Here is a 17,473-nt window from a genome sequence, read left to right as displayed (position 1 = left end):
AGAAAAGCGTCGCCCCCGTGCAGCGCTCACCGAAGTACGTCCACGTACTCAAATTGCCTTGGAGTCCGTCATGGTTACCGCAGCAACAACCTCCGCCCCGCTCATCGAAAAACACACCATCGGCTACGTGCCGCCCGAAGATCGCCACGGAAAAACCCGCGACCTGTTCACCCTCTGGTTCGGCGGCAACATCGCACCGTTGCCCATCGTCACCGGCGCCCTCGGCGTGCAAATGTTCCACCTGAACCTGGTGTGGGGCATCATCGCCATCCTCGTCGGCCACCTGGTCGGCGGCGTGCTGATGGCCTTGCACTCGGCGCAAGGTCCGCAAATGGGCATTCCGCAAATGATCCAGAGCCGCGCCCAGTTCGGCTCCCTCGGCGCACTGCTGGTAGTGCTGATCGCCGGCATCATGTACATCGGCTTCTTCGCCTCCAACATCGTCCTCGCCGGCAAATCCCTGCACGGCGTGGTCGACAGCGTGCCGGTGCCCGTCGGCATCGTCATCGGCGCCCTCGGTTCGGGCATCATCGGCATCATCGGCTACCGCTTCATCCACGTGCTCAACCGCATCGGCACCTGGGTGCTCGGCGCCGGCATCGTGCTGGGCTTCGGCTACATCTTCACCCACGTGCAGACCGCCGACTTCCTCACCCGTGGCAGCTTCAACATCTCCGGTTGGCTCGCCACCGTATCGCTCGCTGCACTTTGGCAAATCGCCTTCGCGCCCTACGTCTCCGACTACTCGCGCTACCTGCCCGCCAACGTGCCCGTGGCCGCAACGTTCTGGACCACTTACCTGGGCACCGTGCTCGGCTCCAGCCTCTCGTTCATCTTCGGCGCCGTCGCCGTCCTCGCCACACCCGTCGGCATGGACACCATGGACGCCGTCAAACTCGCCACCGGCTCCATCGGCCCACTGATGCTCGTGCTGTTCCTGCTCAGCGTCATCAGCCACAACGCCCTCAACCTCTACGGCGCCGTACTGTCGCTGATCACCCTGGTCCAAACCTTCGCCTACCGCTGGATCCCCACCGCCAAAAGCCGCGCCGTCCTCTCGGTCATCGTCCTCGCCGCCTGCTGTTTCGCCGCCGTCGGCGCCTCCGCCAACTTCATCGGCCACTTCGTCGACATGGTGCTGGTGCTGCTCGTGGTGCTGGTGCCGTGGACCGCGATCAACCTGATCGACTTCTATGCGATTCACAAAGGTCAGTACGACATTGGTTCGATCTTCAAGGTCGATGGCGGAATCTATGGGCGGTACAACCCGCAGGCGTTGTTGGCGTATGCGATTGGGATCGTGGTGCAGATCCCCTTCATGAATACCCCGCTGTACGTCGGCCCCATCTCCGAACACATCAACGGCGCTGACTTGTCCTGGCTGGTCGGCCTGCTGATCACCTCCCCGCTCTACTACTGGCTAGCCAACCGCGACACCGCCTACAAACGCCGCCTCTCAACCGGAAAACTCGCCAACTCGATCTAACTAACCCCCCAATCCCCTGTGGGAGAGAGCCTGCTCGCGATGAGGCCATGACAGCCAATATTGATTTAGCTGACAGCCCCCCATCGCGAGCAACCCCACTTGCGCCTTGCCCGCGACTACCCAAAAACCCCGAAATTTAATGAACCCCGCCCACACCCACCCACCTAACTGAATGACTATCAGGAGGGTGACCCATGCAAACCGAAACCATCTGGATCGTACTCGCCGCAATACTTGTGCTGGTCGAGGTATGGGCAATCAACAAAGTGCGCAAAGCCGAAGGCAAATCCAGCAACAAACTCGTTTGGATGGTGGTAATCGTGTTTGTACCGCTGTTCGGGCTGATAGCGTGGGCACTGGCCGGACCGAAACACACCGATCAGAACCCGTATTCACCGCAGGCCAGGCAATAACGTTGCATGCTGTGCGGCAAGTATTTTTTGAACTGCCCAATCGCAAACAACAAAGCCCCGAAGATTCGGGGCTTTGTTGGTCCTGACCACCCGATTTCATAAACCTGACATCCGAAATTCGCGTAGGAATTTACCCTTTGTGGCGAGGGGATTTATCCCCGTTGGGTCGCGAAGCGGCCCCAAAACCTGCCCCTAATTTCCCAAGGTCCTCCACACGACCCGAATCACCGCGACAAGCCCGAAAACAGTGGCATTCAGCCTTGTCACAACAAACGCCCAACCGTCCTACAGCCCGGTTGTGAGCACAAAAATGGACGCCTATATTCGACCCGTCGCTTACACAATTGGCGATGGGTTTCGCAGCCCTAATAAAGAGATGACCAATACCGTCGAATGAGAACTCTGGCAATATTCGCCCGCGTTTCATTTCATGGCGGTTGTGCGTGGGAGACTTTCGAGTCTGCCGGGTGTCGGTCATCTCTCGGTCTGCGAACCCGCGTACAACTGCCACCCAATTGTTTCGCAGCAAAAAGGTGGCGCCTCTATCTACTTCCATAGAGAACTACTTATGACCATGAACAATCCGCCTCGCCGCTTCACCCCCATGTCCCAATTCGCCACCGACTACCCCGTCCTGCTGATCGACAGCGACGCCCCGCTGCGCGAACTCCACAACTGCGTCAGCGAACGCCTCAGCGCCGTCCTCAAATACCTCAACCTCATGGCCTGCACCAGCCTCCCCGACTACGCTGAAAACGACATCAACACCGTCACCAACATCGCCCGGATCATGATCCAGGATGTAAGCGATGTGTTTCGGGTGATTGAGCAGCGTGGGTTTGATACACCTAACGATCATTGATAATTTTCATACATTAAAAACCCGCCTTAATGTGGGTTTTTATTTTACGGCTTACTATTTTCTAACATAGATTTAAATCCCCCATCCCCACCATTAGCTGGAAACCGTTTCATTCTTTACGGCTTAGAGCTACAAAAATTATTACTTCTGGCAAGCGCTTGACACATAGCAGAATACCAAGAATTCGGAGCACTTATTAACGCGCTTGTAGACATATCCCAAATCAAATCCCTCAAAGAACAACCACCCAACCTCATAGAACTTCTCAGCTGTTCTCTGAGCGAAGAAAAACCTTCCGCGGCCTGCACCGCAAACCTTCGGGCCAACTGATAATCCCTGAAGTGGGAGTTCACCCTGTCAACTAACTCAGGAGGCCAAGCATAAGGCGTCGACACATAAAACTCAAAAGTAACTGGGTCAATCGTCTCCAACCTAGCAAAAAGCCATTGATCATTAATTATCCGATCCCTATCAAAATAAGGATGGATCACTTGCGCTCCTAAACTGCTCGGAGCTCCTTCTCTTTTTATCTTATTACAGTCCTGACAAGCCGGAACTAAATTAACTGGAAGTATGGATAGAGCCGGGTACTTAGCCTTAGGCAGATAATGATCGAGCGTATACACATGACCAAACCCACAGATAGGGCATATAGCTGCACTATTTTTTATTTTCAGATAAATATCACGACCAGGCTTAGATTCATCAACCATGTAGTACGTATAAAAACTCTTCAGTTCACCCTTCGTTACCTCGCTGAAAACTACATCATCATCTGCCCCATCAAATTTCTCGAAAGTATAAAGCAAAGATTTTCCTGCAAACCCCAGATACTGCTCTGCTGCTTCAAGATAATACTCTTCAAAATTTTGAATTCTGGCTTTCAGACCAACTTTTAACACACCACTCAAGCAAGCCCGATAAGAGTCTTCAGCAGAAACCGTAGGTTTTTTTAATGCCTTCATATTCCGCCTCTTTCAATTTTTCTATTTGAAAGCAAAGCCATTAATATTGATTTTCCTTCATACCCTAAATACCCGCCAAACTCTTCTACAATTTCCGTATAACTTGCCCCCGTAGTTACCGCTTCAGCCAGAAGATCATGAAAGCCTGCCTTTGATACTTCCAACCCAAAGATTTCTCTGGTAAGAACTCCGACGTTTTCCGCAAATGTTTCAATGGTCGGTCGTTCTTGCGTCCCTTCATGGCCAGAACGACGGAGTTTCCAAACGCAAGAGGAAGGTACTTCCTGAAGGACTACAGGGGAATGAGTAGCAACTATAGAAACCCCATTTCTTGCTAATAATAAATCCGAAAGTGCGCGAGTAAAGGCCGAAAGTAGAGGAGGATGAAGATGGCTTTCCGGCTCATCCAAAAGCACAAGTGCTTTCTCATCTACTGTTTCAACCAGTTTAGTTATAGTTAACAAAACAATTGCATGCCCTGAACTCAAAGATAAAAATAAAGTTCCTGCACGCTCTCGCAAACTTTTGGCATCAGTCATGCCGGCCAAACCAGACAACTTAGTCTCTGCAAAGTTCGTATCAGACTCCAACTTAGATATCGCTTGCAACCATTGCTCTTTCTTATTTGCCGTACCAAAAAAAGACTCTAAACTTTCAACAAAATCAGAACACAGCTTTTCTGACGTTTTAAGTAAAAATTCTCCAGGACTAGAACCGACAATCTGTTTCAATCCGACGTAGTAATAACAAACCCCTTTAGTTCTATCAGGTTGGTTCGGGGGAGGAATAAACGGGTCAAATGCGCTAAAAGAAACGGAAATCACACTACTAAAATAATCTGATGGTAGCGATCTCTCCTTTCCTTGATAGGATAATGTTGAAAACCTTCCGCCATTTTCGCTTTGCTGCCCTAAAACAGCTGCCACCATCCCATTTAATAAGGTAGTTTTACCAGTCCCATTTCTTCCGATCAGTACATGCATATTGGTTGACGGCTTAGAGCTTTCAATTACTGAAAAATCCAAGCTAAATCCAGCAACATCTTGAGCAGCCGGCAAAATATATCGAAAATCAAAATCGGTAAGTAAATTCCCCCCATCTACGACCCTACGATACTGAACATCGATTGATGAAAGACTACCTCCTCTCAATAATGATTCTTTAAAAACCTGCTGTTGCTTTGCAACCTGCAGGCCCCCTTTATCAACCACAACATCGCACAAAGATGAAAGAAAACTGTAAATCCCGGCCCCAGAAAAAACCCTCCTCAACTTTAAGTAATACTCAGCTTCTTGTCCCAAAGAAAAAAAGCCATTACTCAAAGCAGGGAATTCACCTGACAATTTCGCACTTGTCCACCCAATCACTTGATCAACATACCCAATCTTTAAGCTTCCTATATCATGGGCCACGCCACTTTGATCATGCACAACTAAATAAAACTGTGTTTTGAAACCATAATCATCCCAATTATTTTCAATAAGGAATGCTGTATTTTTATGGATACCGCGTATCGCAGAACCACTTTTAACAACTTTAAAAACAAAACCCATAACGCCCCCTCACACACCATAAAATATCGCCTACAGCAATCCTAGCAAAACTTAAAAACCCAGGATCAACTCATCACGCACTTTAAAAAACATCAATAAGCAATTAATGATTAGACATTTATTTTTCAGCCCTCAAAAAATCTAAAATCCAAGCAGCAAAAATCACGAACAAAGCAATAACTAGAAAAACAAACAGATCAGATTTCACGCCCTAGAGCTAAAATTAATCCTGCCTGTTTTTTTTACCACACTTACTACTCTGTAGATGTACTGTTGCTAGGTGCAGCCCCTTCAGTAAACGTATAGTTAATCACCACATCATCACGCATTAACACATCCAAAGCCTTCTGCGTTCCAGTGGTAGTTACTTTCATCGTGACCACATAACTTTGGGCGTGAGCAGACCCAGTGGCGTAGGTATAAACCCACTTTTCATCAGTTTCATTTACCGGGCTCTTGGCAAAGGGTTCGCCAAAAAGGGTTTTGAGGTTACTTGCAGTCGTTTTTCCTTTGACGATGCTCGGGACGTTCTCTGTGGGGAAGTCTCTGCCACTTGTGTAATGCGAAGTCGCGCAACCGTTAAGCGTGAAAGCCACAAAAAGGGCCAGCGTTGCTTTTTTCATGTCTCGTCCCTGATGAATTGATTTCGGGACAGGATATGCCGATCCACACCCAAAATGCCATCACTGGTAAACGATCCTTCATGACCATGTGTAAAGGCCAGAGCACAATCGATCATTGGATGCGGCGTTGGACCGGACGCGACTGCGGATCGCAACACTCTTTCTTATGAAAAAAAATCCCCCCTACACATAGCCGGACGTGCCCACCCAGTCCCCCAACCCACTTCCTCTATCAAAGCAAAAGCCCCTTAACCATAGGCACACATGCTAGCTGAAGCCGAGAAGGTGAATGATAAATAGCCGGCTCGTCACCGACATAACCGCACCGCCATAAAAATCTGCCGCGTTTAACGTGGCATCTAGAATGACCTCCTTAATCCCGCGCCAGTCCTTCGAAGTGATTCAGGATTTTCGAACCAACGCCTTGCCGCATAAAACCCGGAAGCACGAAGATCGCACCAACTTCGCAGTTCTCCAGATCCAGCATCCCGTGGCCCCCCGCTCACCGTCAATACAACCCAGATCAAAGTGCATATCCATCAACTTGCCATACCCACCATAGGCAGCTCCTGCCGTCCAGGCGAGCATTTGTTCCATGGTATAGGCGCCGATGCATTGGTGCCGTATAGCTTGAAGACGAATGTCGAATGCGGTTTGGGCATCACTTGGTTTGGCGCGTCTAATTTCGAACATTTCATGCTCCGTAATCATCTGTGGACGGAGTACTAAAAAGCCCCGTCCATTTCTGGCGGGGCTTTGGGTAACCACATCAAATCCTATGAACGTGTGACCTCATGGCCCGCCGGAACCGGTAATGGAGGAGCACATCATGTTCACGTGGCGTGTGTAGGTCATAGGTCTGTAGCGTTTGGGATGGTCCGGGTTGTCAATTTTTGGTAAAAAAATAGGCGTCTCGTTTCCTCGCCGTACCGAAAATCAAACAACATGCATTAGCGATTGAACTGAATTCCACCTTCAGTCCGAGTTGCTGCCCCTTCCAAAATTAGAATCGGAGCAACATAGCTGGCGATAGCTGTGCGAGTGACATTCTGATTGAGCCAACCTTCGAGACTGCCTGCTCCAGCGTCTGTTCGGGATGGGGTAACTGGTATTGTCCGACCTGCAAACTCTGTCAGGAGTTGCCGATACTGCTGAGAATTTATGACCAGGCGACGACCTCGGCCGTAAATTATGGTTGTGCCTTGTTGAAGATCGCCTTCGTAATCAAACTCGCCTCGCCCGCCCCAAGTATCGAACATCTTTTAGCTCCATTTAAAAAAACATTCAGCGTTTAGTGGGTGTGTAACTCATCAGAAGTTCGCCGGCGTATTCGCACTAATAATCTCCGCCTCATCCGCCCCAATATTCCGAAACCGATGCGGCAACGTCGTCGGAAAGTAATACCCATCCCCAGCATTCAACACACTAATCTGCCCATCAACCGTCAGCTCAACCGTCCCCCGCGTAACCAGCCCACACTCCTCCCCTTCCGAATGCACAATCGGCTCTTCCCCCGAACTCGCCCCAGGCGCGTATTGCTCGCGCAACAGCCGCATCTGCCGACTCGGCACCGATGCCCCAATCAACAACAACCGCAACCCATGACGCCCGAGATCCGGCTGTTCATTAGCGCGGAACACGTATTGATGCTCGCGCGGCGGCTGATCAAAGGTAAAGAAGTCCGCCAAAGACATAGGTATGCCTTCGAGCAGTTTTTTCAGGGAGCTGACGGAGGGACTGACGCGATTTTGTTCGATCAGGGAGATGGTGGCATTGGTGACGCCGCTACGCCGGGCCAGCTCGCGCTGGGAGAGTTTGTAGCTTTCGCGTACTAGTTTGAGTCGTGAGCCCGTGTCCATGACAGCCTTATGCGAAGAATACTTAAGGGTTATGGGGGTGGATGGCGGGCGACTTTTGGCCGCGAAAAACACCGCTTCCCTGTCCCGGAAATTTGAAAGGCGGGTATTAAATCACGTTTGGTGGTGTTGCTCAGCAGGTTCGATAAATGGTTGGGTAAAAAGGTTGTTTTGGCCTGGGGTTGGGTGGTTTGGCTGTGCAGACTGTGGATGTGATTGCTGTGTGTCAGTTGGGATTGATGGTGGCTGGCAGGGCCTCTTCGCGAGCAAGCCCGCTCCCACAGTTTGGTTTTGGTTGATAACGGATTTTGTGTCTGCCAAACATCTCGTAGGAGCCGAGCTTGCTCGCGATGGCGGTGTGTCAGTCGATATCAATGTTGACTGTGCCGCCGTCATCGCGAGCAGGCTCACTCCCACAGTTTTGGCGTGGGCGATCATAGGTTTGTGCCCATCATCGATCTGCTGTGGGAGTGAGCTTGCTGGCGAAAACGGTGTGTCAGCCACTTTGATGGCGGCTGACAGTGCCCTTTCGCGAGCAAGCCCGCTCCCACAGTTGATCAGTGGTGTTTCCACAGTATCTGCATAGAGGTTAGATGCCGAATCGGTCACGCAGTGCGTAGTACGCGGCGCCCATGGCGGTGAGTGGGGCCTGGAAGGTGCGGCCGCCGATCATGGGCATGTGCGGGAGTGAGGCGAATGCATCGAAGCGTTCGGCGTCGCCGCGGATCATTTCCGAGATCAGTTTGCCGGCCAGGTGCGAGCAGGTGACGCCGTGGCCGCTGTAGCCTTGCATGTAGTAGGCGTTTTTCTCGATGCGGCCGAATTGCGGCATGCGGGACATGGTCAGCAGGAAGTTGCCGGTCCAGCGGTAGTCGATCTTCACGTCCTTCAGTTGCGGGAAGGTCTTGAGGATTTTCGGCTTGATCAACTGCTCGATGTCGTCCGGTTCACGGGCGCCGTAGACCACGCCGCCGCCGTACAGCAAGCGGTTGTCAGCGGTGAGGCGGTAGTAGTCGAGCAGGTAGTTGCAGTCTTCCACGCAGTAGTTGTTTTTGATCAGGCTGCGCGCAACCTTCTCGGACAACGGTTCGGTCACGACGATTTGCGAGCCGCACGGCATGCTTTTGCGCGTGACGCGGTTGTCGAGGTCTTGCGGCAGGTAGGCGTTGCCGGCGATCAGCAGATACTTGGCGCGGACCACGCCTTTGGCGGTACGCACGGTGATCGGTTCGCCGTAGGTGATTTCCACTGCGGCCGATTGTTCGTAGATTTTGCCGCCCAGGCCGATGATGGCCGAGGCTTCGCCGAGGGCCAGGTTCAGCGGGTGGATGTGGCCGCCCTGCATGTCGAGCAGGCCGCCGACGTAGTTGTCGCAACCCACTTCGCGCTTGATGTCTGCCGCGTCGAGCATTTTCAGGTTTTTGTTGCCGTAGCGTTCCCAGCTGCTTTTCTGCTCGGCCAGGCCTTTGAGCTGCTTTTTGTTCAGCGCGGCGAAGATGCCGCCGGGCTTGTAGTCGCACTGGATGTCGTAGTGCTGGATGCGCTGACGGATGATGTCGGCGCCTTCGAAGATCATGCTGCCGAGGACTTCGGCGGTTTTGTCGCCGTAGCGTTCTTCGATGACATCGACGTCGCGGCTGTAGGAGTTGACCAGTTGGCCGCCGTTGCGACCGCTGGCGCCGAAACCGACTTTGGCGGCTTCGAGTACGGTCACGCTATAGCCGGCTTCGGCGAGGAACAGGGCCGAGGACAAACCGGTGTAGCCGGCGCCGATGATGCAGACGTCGCAATCTACCGCTTGTTCGAGCACCGGGAAGTCACCGGTGAAGTTGCGGGTGGCGGCGTAGTAGCTGTTTACATGTGCTTGTTTCATAGGTTTCTCCGATGGCCGCTGGCATGTGCCGGCGGCCGTCGCTTTTTTATAGGTGTTAGAGCTTGATCCAGGTCGCTTTGAGTTCGGTGTATTTGTCGAACGCGTGCAGCGATTTGTCCCGACCGTTACCCGACTGCTTGTACCCGCCGAACGGCGCGGTCATGTCACCGCCGTCGTACTGGTTGACCCAGACGCTGCCGGCGCGCAAACCGCGAGCGAAGGTGTGAGCCTTGCTGAGGTTGCTGGTCCACACGCCTGCGGCCAGGCCGAAGATGCTGTCATTGGCGATGGCCAGCGCTTCTTCCTCGGTGTCGAAGGTGATCAGCGACAGCACCGGGCCGAAGATTTCTTCCCGGGCGATGGTCATGGCGTTGGTCACGCCGTCGAAGATCGCCGGTTCCACGTACAGGCCGCCAGTGGCTTCGAGGGTGCGGCTGCCGCCGGCGATCAGTTGCGCGCCCTGGTCTTTGCCGACCTGGATGTAGCGCAGCACGTTGTCCAGTTGGCGCTGATCGACGACCGCGCCGACGGTGGTTTCCGGATCGAGGGCGTGTCCCGGTTTCCAGGCTTGCAGCGCTTCCACCAGCAGCGGAATGAACTGCTCGCGGATCGAACGCTCCACCAGCAAGCGCGAACCGGCGGTGCAGACTTCGCCCTGGTTGAAGGCAATCGCACCCGCCGCCGCTTGTGCTGCCGCGCGCAAATCCGGCGCGTCGGCGAACACCACGTTCGGGCTCTTCCCCCCTGCCTCGAGCCAGACGCGTTTCATGTTGCTTTGGCCGGAATAGATCAGCAGTTGCTTGGCAATCGCGGTCGAGCCGGTGAAGGCCAGCACGTCGACGTCCATGTGCAACGCCAGTGCCTTGCCGACGGTGTGACCGTAGCCCGGCAGGACGTTGAACACGCCTTTCGGGATGCCCGCTTCCAGTGCCAGTTGGGCGATGCGAATCGCGGTCAGTGGCGACTTTTCCGAAGGCTTGAGGATGAACGAGTTGCCCGCCGCGAGGGCTGGGGCGAACTTCCAGCTGGCCATGATCAGCGGGAAGTTCCACGGCACGATGGCGGCGACCACGCCCGCAGGTTCGCGGGTGATGAGGCCGAGTTGGTCGTGCGGTGTGGCGGCGACTTCGTCGTAGATCTTGTCGATGGCTTCGGCGCTCCAGCGGATCGCGTTGGCGGTCGCCGGGATGTCGATGTTCATCGAGTCGTTGATCGGTTTGCCCATGTCGAGGGTTTCGAGCAGGGCGAGTTCTTCCTGGTTGGCCAGGATCAGGTCGGCGAAGCGGATCAGTGTACGCTTGCGTTCGGCCGGGGCGAGATTGGCCCAGATGCCGGATTCGAAGGTGCGACGTGCGACGGCGACTGCCGCATTGGCGTCGGCTTCGTCGGTGCTGGCGACGTTGGCCAGGAAGCGGCCGTCGACCGGGCTCATGCATTCAAAGGTGTCGCCGCTGAGTGCCGGGCAGTATTGGCCGTCGATGAATGCGCGGCCTTCGAGTGTTAGGGACTGGAAGCGTTGCTCCCAGTCGCTGCGAGTGTTTGTCATGGTTGTGACTCGACGCAGAGGAAAAAGTAGTGGGACTGAATGCCGCCCAACCAGGGAGTTGAAATGCAGCCCCCTGTGGGAGCGGGCTTGCTCGCGAAAGCGGTGGATCAGTCAACACCGATGCCGCCTGATCCACCGCCTTCGCGAGCAAGCCCGCTCCCACATTTGATTGGTGGTGTATGCAGAGAATGCGTACACCACTTGGCTCATCAAACCGTATGCAGATACCAGTTGTACTCAAGGTCCGAGATGGAATTCTCAAACTCGGCCAGCTCGCTTTCCTTGCACGCCACGAACACGTCGATGTACATCGGGTCGATGTAGCGCGACATGACTTCGCTGTCGTCCAGCTCGCGCAGTGCATCGCGCAGGTTGTTCGGCAGGCTCTGCTCGTTCTGCTCGTAGCTGTTGCCTTCAACCGGTGCGCCCGGCTCGATTTCGTTGGTCAGGCCGTGGTGAATACCGGCCAGGACCGACGCCATCAACAAGTAAGGGTTGGCATCGGCGCCCGCTACGCGGTGTTCGATGCGCACGGAGTCCGGCGAACCGGTCGGCACACGTACTGCAACGGTACGGTTGTCGATGCCCCAGCTCGGCGAGTTCGGCACGTAGAACTGCGCGCCGAAACGACGGTACGAGTTGACGTTCGGGCAGAGGAACGCCATCTGCGCCGGCAGGGTCTCGAGCACACCGCCGATCGCGTGACGCAGTGCGGCGTTCTGCTCGGGATCCTCGCTGGCAAAGATGTTGTTGCCTTCTTTGTCGAGAATCGAAATGTGCACGTGCAAACCATTGCCCGCCTGGCCCGGATATGGCTTGGCCATGAAGGTGGTGTCCATCTCGTGGTCGTAGGCGATGTTCTTCACCAGACGCTTGAGCAACACCGCGTAGTCGCAAGCCTTTATAGGGTCGTTGACGTGATGCAGGTTCACTTCGAACTGCGCCGGGGCGCTTTCCTTGACGATGGCGTCAGCAGGAATGCCCTGCTCTTTCGCGCCTTCGAGGATGTCTTGCAGGCAATCGACGTATTCGTCCAGGTCGTCGATCAAGTACACCTGAGTCGACATCGGACGTTTGCCGGAAACCGGCGAGCGTGGCGATTGCGGACGACCGTTCACGTTGTCCTGGTCGATCAGATAGAACTCGAGTTCGAACGCGGCGCAGATGGTCAGGCCCATTGCATCGAACTTGCTCACGACCTGACGCAGCACTTCGCGAGGGTCAGCGAAGAACGGCTGGCCTTCGAGTTCGTGCATGGTCATTAACAGTTGCGCGGTCGGGCGCTTCTGCCAGGGCTCGATGCTGAGGGTATCGGGGATGGGGAAGCAGATTCGGTCTGAGTCACCGATGTCCAGACCCAGGCCGGTGCTTTCCACCGTAGAACCGTTGATGTCCAGAGCAAACAGTGACGCCGGGAGGTTGATGCCTTTTTCGTAAACCTTATGAAGACTGGTGCGTTCGATGCGCTTGCCGCGCACCACACCGTTCATATCCGCAATCAGAAGGTCGACGTACAAAACCTCAGGATATTTCTTAAGGAATGCGTTTGCTTCGTTGAGTTGAACGGTACGCAGAGGGACCGACATGATGCACCTATTAGCTGTTAATTATTATGTTCACTACCTTGTTGCGAGCCCAGTCAACCCGAACGGCAAAGTGAAGTCAATAGCGAACACCTGGCCTCTCAACCTTTATTTTCGGGCCTTTCTTGGGCGTGAGAGTGCCAAATCAGTCTTGCGCCCCGCGTAAACCCTGAAGATCGGACGTGCGGCGTTTAGAATTTTTTACATGAGAGTTGTTAATTAAAATCAACAAGGCTAAGCTCCGGAAAAGCTCGTTCAAGTGTGAAACTTCGAGGTGATAAAAATGGCACTCAAGCCATTGATCGGCGTTACAGCGTGCGTCAAACAGATTGGCCTGCACCCCTACCATGTCAGCGGCGACAAGTACTTGCGTGCTGTCAGCATCGCGGCTTTGGGGCTGCCGGTCATCATTCCTTCCTTAGGCGACCTGACCGAAATCGATGACCTGCTCGCGCAGCTCGACGGTCTGCTGCTGACCGGCTCGCCCTCGAATGTGGAACCCTTCCACTATCAAGGCCCCGACAGCGCCCCCGGCACGGATCACGATCCGCAACGGGATGCCACCACCCTTCCCTTATTGCGTGCAGCCATTGCGGCGGGCGTTCCGGTGCTCGGCATCTGCCGGGGCTTTCAGGAAATGAACGTGGCGTTCGGCGGCAGCCTGCATCAGAAGGTCCACGAACTCCCCGGCATGCGGGATCACCGGGAAGCGAATCATCCGGACCTGGCGGTGCAATACGCACCGGCGCATGCGGTCAACGTGCAACCGGGCGGTGTGTTCCAGGCGCTGGATTTGCCACAGGTGTTCCAGGTCAATTCGATTCACAGCCAGGGCATCGACCGACTGGCGCCCGGCCTGCGTGCGGAAGCCGTCGCGCCGGATGGTCTGATCGAAGCGATCTCGGTGGAACACAGCCCGACCTTCGCCGTCGGTGTGCAATGGCACCCGGAATGGCAGGTGCTTTCGAATCCTCCTTATTTGAGTATTTTCCAGGCGTTCGGTGATGCATGCCGGCGACGGGCGGCGCTACGTAACAAGCGCTGACTTAACACTCGATTAATCAATTTACTGCCCCCGTGAGTCAGGCGGGCGTGCCTTTGCGCGCCGGTCCCTCACGACACCAACAAACGCGATAACAACAAGTACCACCAGGCAGCCAGGACGGCGGCGCCGAATAAGCCCAGGCCGGGCGATGCCAGTGAGTCAAACGCCCCCCCTGTGGGAGCGGGCTTGCTCGCGAAGAGGGAGTGTCAGTCGACATTGATGCTGCCTGATACACCGCTTTCGCGAGCAAGCCCGCTCCCACTGGGGATCACCGTTGAGTTGACTGGCGTCGTACGGATTGGGCTTGCAATCAACTATTAAGTCAGGCCGCGTTGGCCCGACGACTGAAACCTGTTGGGAGTTTCACATGGCAAACGCCTCCAGCATCTACAGGAAGGCTCTTGAAGGTCACCAGTCACCGAAAAAGGTGCTGGTGAAAATCGACCGCGTCACCAAGAAATTCGACGAAACCACCGCAGTGGACGATGTCTCACTTGAGATCCATCAAGGGGAAATCTTCGCCCTGCTCGGCGGTTCCGGTTCGGGCAAATCGACCCTGCTGCGCATGCTCGCAGGTTTCGAGCGTCCGACCGAAGGGCGGATTCTGCTCGACGGTGTCGACATCACCGACATGCCGCCGTACGAACGGCCGATCAACATGATGTTCCAGTCCTATGCGCTGTTCCCACACATGACGGTGGCGCAGAACATCGCGTTCGGGCTGAAGCAGGATCGTCTGTCCACCAGCGAAATCGACGCCCGCGTTGAAGAGATGCTGCGATTGGTGCACATGACCCAATATGCCAAGCGCAAACCCCATCAGTTGTCCGGCGGTCAGCGTCAGCGTGTGGCCTTGGCTCGCTCCCTGGCCAAGCGTCCGAAGCTGTTGCTGCTCGACGAACCGATGGGTGCGCTGGATAAAAAGCTGCGTTCGCAGATGCAACTGGAGTTGGTCGAGATCATCGAGCGCGTCGGCGTGACCTGCGTGATGGTGACTCACGATCAGGAAGAGGCCATGACCATGGCCCAACGCATCGCCATCATGCACCTCGGCTGGATCGCGCAGATCGGCAGCCCGGTGGACATTTATGAAGCGCCGGTCAGCCGCATGGTCTGCGAGTTCATCGGCAACGTGAACGCCTTCGACGGCACCGTGGTCGAGGACTTGGAAGGTCACGCGATCATTCACAGCCCGGACCTGGAGCAGAAGATTTACGTCGGTCACGGCGTCAGCACCTCGGTGCAGGACAAGTCGATCACTTACGCCATTCGCCCGGAAAAACTGCTGGTCAGCACCACCCAACCGGATACCCGTTACAACTGGTCCAGCGGCAAGGTGCATGACATCGCCTACCTCGGCGGCCACTCGGTGTTTTACGTGGAATTGCCTGGCGGCAAGATCGTGCAGTCGTTCATGGCCAACGCCGAACGCCGTGGCGCCCGTCCGACCTGGGACGACAAGGTCTACGTGTGGTGGGAAGACGACAGCGGCGTGGTACTGCGCTCATGAAAACACTCAATCAGCAGTTTATGCGGCTGATGCCGAGTGGTCGAAAACTCGTCATCGGGGTTCCTTTCCTGTGGCTGTTCCTGTTCTTCATGCTGCCGTTCTTCCTGGTGATGAAGATCAGCTTCTCGGAAGCGGCCCTGGCCATTCCTCCTTACTCGGAGATCTACACCTTCGCCGAGCAGAAATTCCAGCTGTTGCTGAACCTCGGCAACTACTCGTTGCTGACCCAGGATGAGTTGTACATCTCGGCGTACTTCGGCTCGTTGAAGGTGGCGTTTTTAAGCACGCTGATGTGCCTGGTGATCGGTTTCCCGATGGCCTATGCGATCACCAAAGCGAGCAAGGAAACACAAAACGTTCTGCTGCTGTTAATCATGATGCCGACCTGGACCGCAATCCTGATCCGCGTTTACGCGTGGATGGGCATCCTCAGCAACAACGGTTTGCTCAACGCGTTTTTGATGTGGACCGGGCTGACGGATCACCCGATCGAGATCCTCAACACCAATACCGCCGTGTACATCGGCGTGGTGTATGCGTATCTGCCGTTCATGGTGTTGCCGCTTTACGCCAACCTGGTCAAGCACGATCAAAGCCTGCTGGAAGCCGCTTCGGACCTGGGTTCGAGCAACTTCAACAACTTCTGGAAAATCACCGTGCCGCTGGCCAAGAACGGGATCATTGCCGGCTGCATGCTGGTGTTCATTCCGGTGGTCGGTGAGTTCGTGATTCCGGAGCTGTTGGGTGGCCCGGAGACCCTGATGATCGGTCGCGTGCTGTGGCAAGAGTTCTTCAATAACCGCGACTGGCCGGTGGCGTCTGCCCTGGCGGTGGTGATGCTGTTGATCCTGATTGTGCCGATTCTGCTGTTCAACCGCAGCCAGGCCAAAGAGATGGAGGCACGGGGATGAAACGCTTCGGATTTTCAAAGTTCATGCTGATTTTCGGCCTGTCGTTTATCTACCTGCCGATGTTGATTCTGGTGATCTACTCGTTCAACGCCTCGAAACTGGTGACGGTGTGGGGTGGCTGGTCGTTCAAGTGGTACGCCGGCCTGCTCGATAACTCGCAACTGATGGGCTCGGTAGTGCGCTCGCTGGAAATCGCCTGCTACACCGCGATTGCCGCGGTGGCGCTGGGGACGTTGGCGGCGTTTGTGCTGACTCGCGTCACGCGCTTCAAGGGCCGCACGTTGTTCGGTGGTTTGGTGACGGCGCCGCTGGTGATGCCGGAAGTGATCACCGGTCTGTCGCTGTTGCTGCTGTTCGTGGCGATGGCGCAGTTGATTGGCTGGCCGCAGGAACGTGGCATCGTCACCATCTGGATCGCCCACACCACGTTCTGTGCGGCGTATGTGGCGGTGGTGGTTTCGGCGCGCTTGCGTGAGCTGGACCTGTCCATCGAAGAAGCGGCCATGGACCTCGGGGCGAAGCCGTTCAAGGTGTTTTTCCTGATCACCATTCCGATGATCGCGCCGTCACTGGCGGCCGGCGGCATGATGTCGTTTGCCTTGTCCCTGGATGACCTGGTGCTGGCGAGTTTCGTGTCCGGCCCGGGTTCGACGACCCTGCCGATGGAAGTGTTCTCGGCGGTGCGTCTGGGCGTGAAGCCTGAGATCAACGCCGTGGCCAGCCTGATTCTGCTCGCCGTATCGATCGTGACCTTCATGGTCTGGTTCTTCAGCCGCCGCGCCGAAGCGACACGCAAACGTGCGATCCAGGAAGCGATGGACCAGACCGCCAGCGAATCCTGGCAGCAACCTGAAAAACAAATGGTAGAAGCGACGGCCTAGTGCCATTGCCGATGGGTTAAGTGAGCATAATCCCGTGGAGTAAACCCAAAACCTATGGAGTAAACCCAAACTCTGTGGCGAGGGGATTTATCCCCGTTCGGCTGCGCAGCAGTCGTAAAAACCAGTGAATGCGGTGTACCTGATACTCCGCGGTTGCAGGTTTTGGGGCTGCTTCGCAGCCCAACGGGGATAAATCCCCTCACCACAGGTTTTGTGTTCACTTAACAGGTTCTGGGTTTACTCCACAGGTTCTGGGTTTACTCCACAGGGTTTGGGTTCACTGCAATGGTTTTGTGTTCACTGCACAGGTTTTGTGTTCACTGCATTTTTGCTGTGTGATTTTGAATAAAAAAAGAAATGGAGTTG

General features: G+C 55.1%; 15 protein-coding genes and 1 pseudogene. 7 read left to right on the top strand and 9 right to left on the bottom strand.

Annotation, left to right across the window (positions count from 1 at the left end; all coding sequences use genetic code 11):
* Positions 1-70 precede the first annotated feature (70 nt).
* From KW848_RS19510 to KW848_RS19500, 3 genes are all read left to right on the top strand, one after another.
* Positions 71-1,486, top strand: coding sequence for a cytosine permease (locus tag KW848_RS19510; RefSeq protein WP_218537775.1), 1,416 nt, complete (start codon positions 71-73; stop codon positions 1,484-1,486).
* Positions 1,487-1,680: 194 nt separating this feature from the next.
* Positions 1,681-1,899, top strand: a complete 219-nt coding sequence (locus KW848_RS19505) for a PLD nuclease N-terminal domain-containing protein (RefSeq protein ID WP_218537774.1) — start codon at positions 1,681-1,683, stop codon at positions 1,897-1,899.
* Between the two features lie 568 nt (positions 1,900-2,467).
* On the top strand, positions 2,468-2,761 hold the full coding sequence (locus KW848_RS19500; protein WP_218537773.1) for a fructose-bisphosphate aldolase: 294 nt from the start codon (positions 2,468-2,470) through the stop codon (positions 2,759-2,761).
* Positions 2,762-2,877: 116 nt separating this feature from the next.
* On the opposite strand, the gene KW848_RS19495 is transcribed toward KW848_RS19500, so the two are convergent.
* The 9 genes and pseudogenes from KW848_RS19495 to KW848_RS19460 all read right to left on the bottom strand — a co-directional run bounded on the left by KW848_RS19495 (position 2,878) and on the right by KW848_RS19460 (position 12,763).
* Positions 2,878-3,726: an HNH endonuclease gene (locus tag KW848_RS19495; RefSeq protein WP_218537772.1), complete on the bottom strand. Its 849-nt coding sequence runs from the start codon at positions 3,724-3,726 to the stop codon at positions 2,878-2,880.
* Complete coding sequence (locus tag KW848_RS19490) at positions 3,723-5,279, bottom strand: AAA family ATPase (RefSeq protein WP_218537771.1); 1,557 nt, start codon at positions 5,277-5,279, stop codon at positions 3,723-3,725. Before KW848_RS19490 ends, KW848_RS19495 begins: the two co-directional genes overlap by 4 nt.
* 254 nt (positions 5,280-5,533) lie before the next feature.
* Positions 5,534-5,902 (bottom strand): hypothetical protein, encoded by a 369-nt coding sequence (locus KW848_RS19485; protein WP_218537770.1) that lies wholly within the window; start codon positions 5,900-5,902, stop codon positions 5,534-5,536.
* 232 nt (positions 5,903-6,134) lie between these two features.
* A pseudogene (locus KW848_RS31875) lies at positions 6,135-6,595 on the bottom strand (GNAT family N-acetyltransferase).
* A gap of 257 nt (positions 6,596-6,852) precedes the next feature.
* Complete coding sequence (locus KW848_RS19480; protein WP_218537769.1) at positions 6,853-7,161, bottom strand: hypothetical protein; 309 nt, start codon at positions 7,159-7,161, stop codon at positions 6,853-6,855.
* Between the two features lie 51 nt (positions 7,162-7,212).
* On the bottom strand, positions 7,213-7,761 hold the full coding sequence (locus KW848_RS19475; protein WP_007895886.1) for a cupin domain-containing protein: 549 nt from the start codon (positions 7,759-7,761) through the stop codon (positions 7,213-7,215).
* Positions 7,762-8,347: 586 nt separating this feature from the next.
* Positions 8,348-9,631: an FAD-binding oxidoreductase gene (locus KW848_RS19470; RefSeq protein ID WP_218537768.1), complete on the bottom strand. Its 1,284-nt coding sequence runs from the start codon at positions 9,629-9,631 to the stop codon at positions 8,348-8,350.
* A gap of 55 nt (positions 9,632-9,686) precedes the next feature.
* Positions 9,687-11,177 carry an aldehyde dehydrogenase gene (locus tag KW848_RS19465; protein WP_192409614.1) on the bottom strand — a complete coding sequence of 497 codons (1,491 nt, stop codon included), beginning with the start codon at positions 11,175-11,177 and terminating at the stop codon, positions 9,687-9,689.
* A 209-nt stretch (positions 11,178-11,386) separates the two neighbouring features.
* Positions 11,387-12,763, bottom strand: coding sequence for a glutamine synthetase family protein (locus tag KW848_RS19460; protein WP_111448612.1), 1,377 nt, complete (start codon positions 12,761-12,763; stop codon positions 11,387-11,389).
* A 280-nt stretch (positions 12,764-13,043) separates the two neighbouring features.
* On the opposite strand from KW848_RS19460, the gene KW848_RS19455 reads away from it, so the two are divergent.
* The 4 genes from KW848_RS19455 to KW848_RS19440 all read left to right on the top strand — a co-directional run bounded on the left by KW848_RS19455 (position 13,044) and on the right by KW848_RS19440 (position 17,107).
* Positions 13,044-13,805 (top strand): gamma-glutamyl-gamma-aminobutyrate hydrolase family protein, encoded by a 762-nt coding sequence (locus KW848_RS19455; RefSeq protein WP_218537767.1) that lies wholly within the window; start codon positions 13,044-13,046, stop codon positions 13,803-13,805.
* 367 nt (positions 13,806-14,172) lie between these two features.
* Positions 14,173-15,315 (top strand): polyamine ABC transporter ATP-binding protein, encoded by a 1,143-nt coding sequence (potA, locus tag KW848_RS19450; protein WP_111448614.1) that lies wholly within the window; start codon positions 14,173-14,175, stop codon positions 15,313-15,315.
* Between the two features lie 29 nt (positions 15,316-15,344).
* Positions 15,345-16,226: an ABC transporter permease subunit gene (locus KW848_RS19445; RefSeq protein WP_161990859.1), complete on the top strand. Its 882-nt coding sequence runs from the start codon at positions 15,345-15,347 to the stop codon at positions 16,224-16,226.
* Positions 16,223-17,107 carry an ABC transporter permease subunit gene (locus KW848_RS19440; protein ID WP_111448616.1) on the top strand — a complete coding sequence of 295 codons (885 nt, stop codon included), beginning with the start codon at positions 16,223-16,225 and terminating at the stop codon, positions 17,105-17,107. Before KW848_RS19445 ends, KW848_RS19440 begins: the two co-directional genes overlap by 4 nt.
* Positions 17,108-17,473: the final 366 nt, after the last annotated feature.

The organism is Pseudomonas sp. PDM25, from assembly GCF_019219045.1.
In the GTDB taxonomy this organism is placed as follows: domain Bacteria; phylum Pseudomonadota; class Gammaproteobacteria; order Pseudomonadales; family Pseudomonadaceae; genus Aquipseudomonas.
This window is presented reverse-complemented; position numbering and strand designations above follow the sequence as displayed.

Excerpts from the sequence above, each read along its gene's own strand:
- KW848_RS19510 (WP_218537775.1), top strand. The coding sequence starts at position 71 with ATGGTTACCGCAGCAACAACCTCCGCCCCGCTCATCGAAAAACACACC.
- KW848_RS19505 (WP_218537774.1), top strand. The coding sequence starts at position 1,681 with ATGCAAACCGAAACCATCTGGATCGTACTCGCCGCAATACTTGTGCTG.
- KW848_RS19500 (WP_218537773.1), top strand. The coding sequence starts at position 2,468 with ATGACCATGAACAATCCGCCTCGCCGCTTCACCCCCATGTCCCAATTC.
- KW848_RS19495 (WP_218537772.1), bottom strand. The coding sequence starts at position 3,726 with ATGAAGGCATTAAAAAAACCTACGGTTTCTGCTGAAGACTCTTATCGG.
- KW848_RS19490 (WP_218537771.1), bottom strand. The coding sequence starts at position 5,279 with ATGGGTTTTGTTTTTAAAGTTGTTAAAAGTGGTTCTGCGATACGCGGT.
- KW848_RS19485 (WP_218537770.1), bottom strand. The coding sequence starts at position 5,902 with ATGAAAAAAGCAACGCTGGCCCTTTTTGTGGCTTTCACGCTTAACGGT.
- KW848_RS19480 (WP_218537769.1), bottom strand. The coding sequence starts at position 7,161 with ATGTTCGATACTTGGGGCGGGCGAGGCGAGTTTGATTACGAAGGCGAT.
- KW848_RS19475 (WP_007895886.1), bottom strand. The coding sequence starts at position 7,761 with ATGGACACGGGCTCACGACTCAAACTAGTACGCGAAAGCTACAAACTC.
- KW848_RS19470 (WP_218537768.1), bottom strand. The coding sequence starts at position 9,631 with ATGAAACAAGCACATGTAAACAGCTACTACGCCGCCACCCGCAACTTC.
- KW848_RS19465 (WP_192409614.1), bottom strand. The coding sequence starts at position 11,177 with ATGACAAACACTCGCAGCGACTGGGAGCAACGCTTCCAGTCCCTAACA.
- KW848_RS19460 (WP_111448612.1), bottom strand. The coding sequence starts at position 12,763 with ATGTCGGTCCCTCTGCGTACCGTTCAACTCAACGAAGCAAACGCATTC.
- KW848_RS19455 (WP_218537767.1), top strand. The coding sequence starts at position 13,044 with ATGGCACTCAAGCCATTGATCGGCGTTACAGCGTGCGTCAAACAGATT.
- potA (WP_111448614.1), top strand. The coding sequence starts at position 14,173 with ATGGCAAACGCCTCCAGCATCTACAGGAAGGCTCTTGAAGGTCACCAG.
- KW848_RS19445 (WP_161990859.1), top strand. The coding sequence starts at position 15,345 with ATGCCGAGTGGTCGAAAACTCGTCATCGGGGTTCCTTTCCTGTGGCTG.
- KW848_RS19440 (WP_111448616.1), top strand. The coding sequence starts at position 16,223 with ATGAAACGCTTCGGATTTTCAAAGTTCATGCTGATTTTCGGCCTGTCG.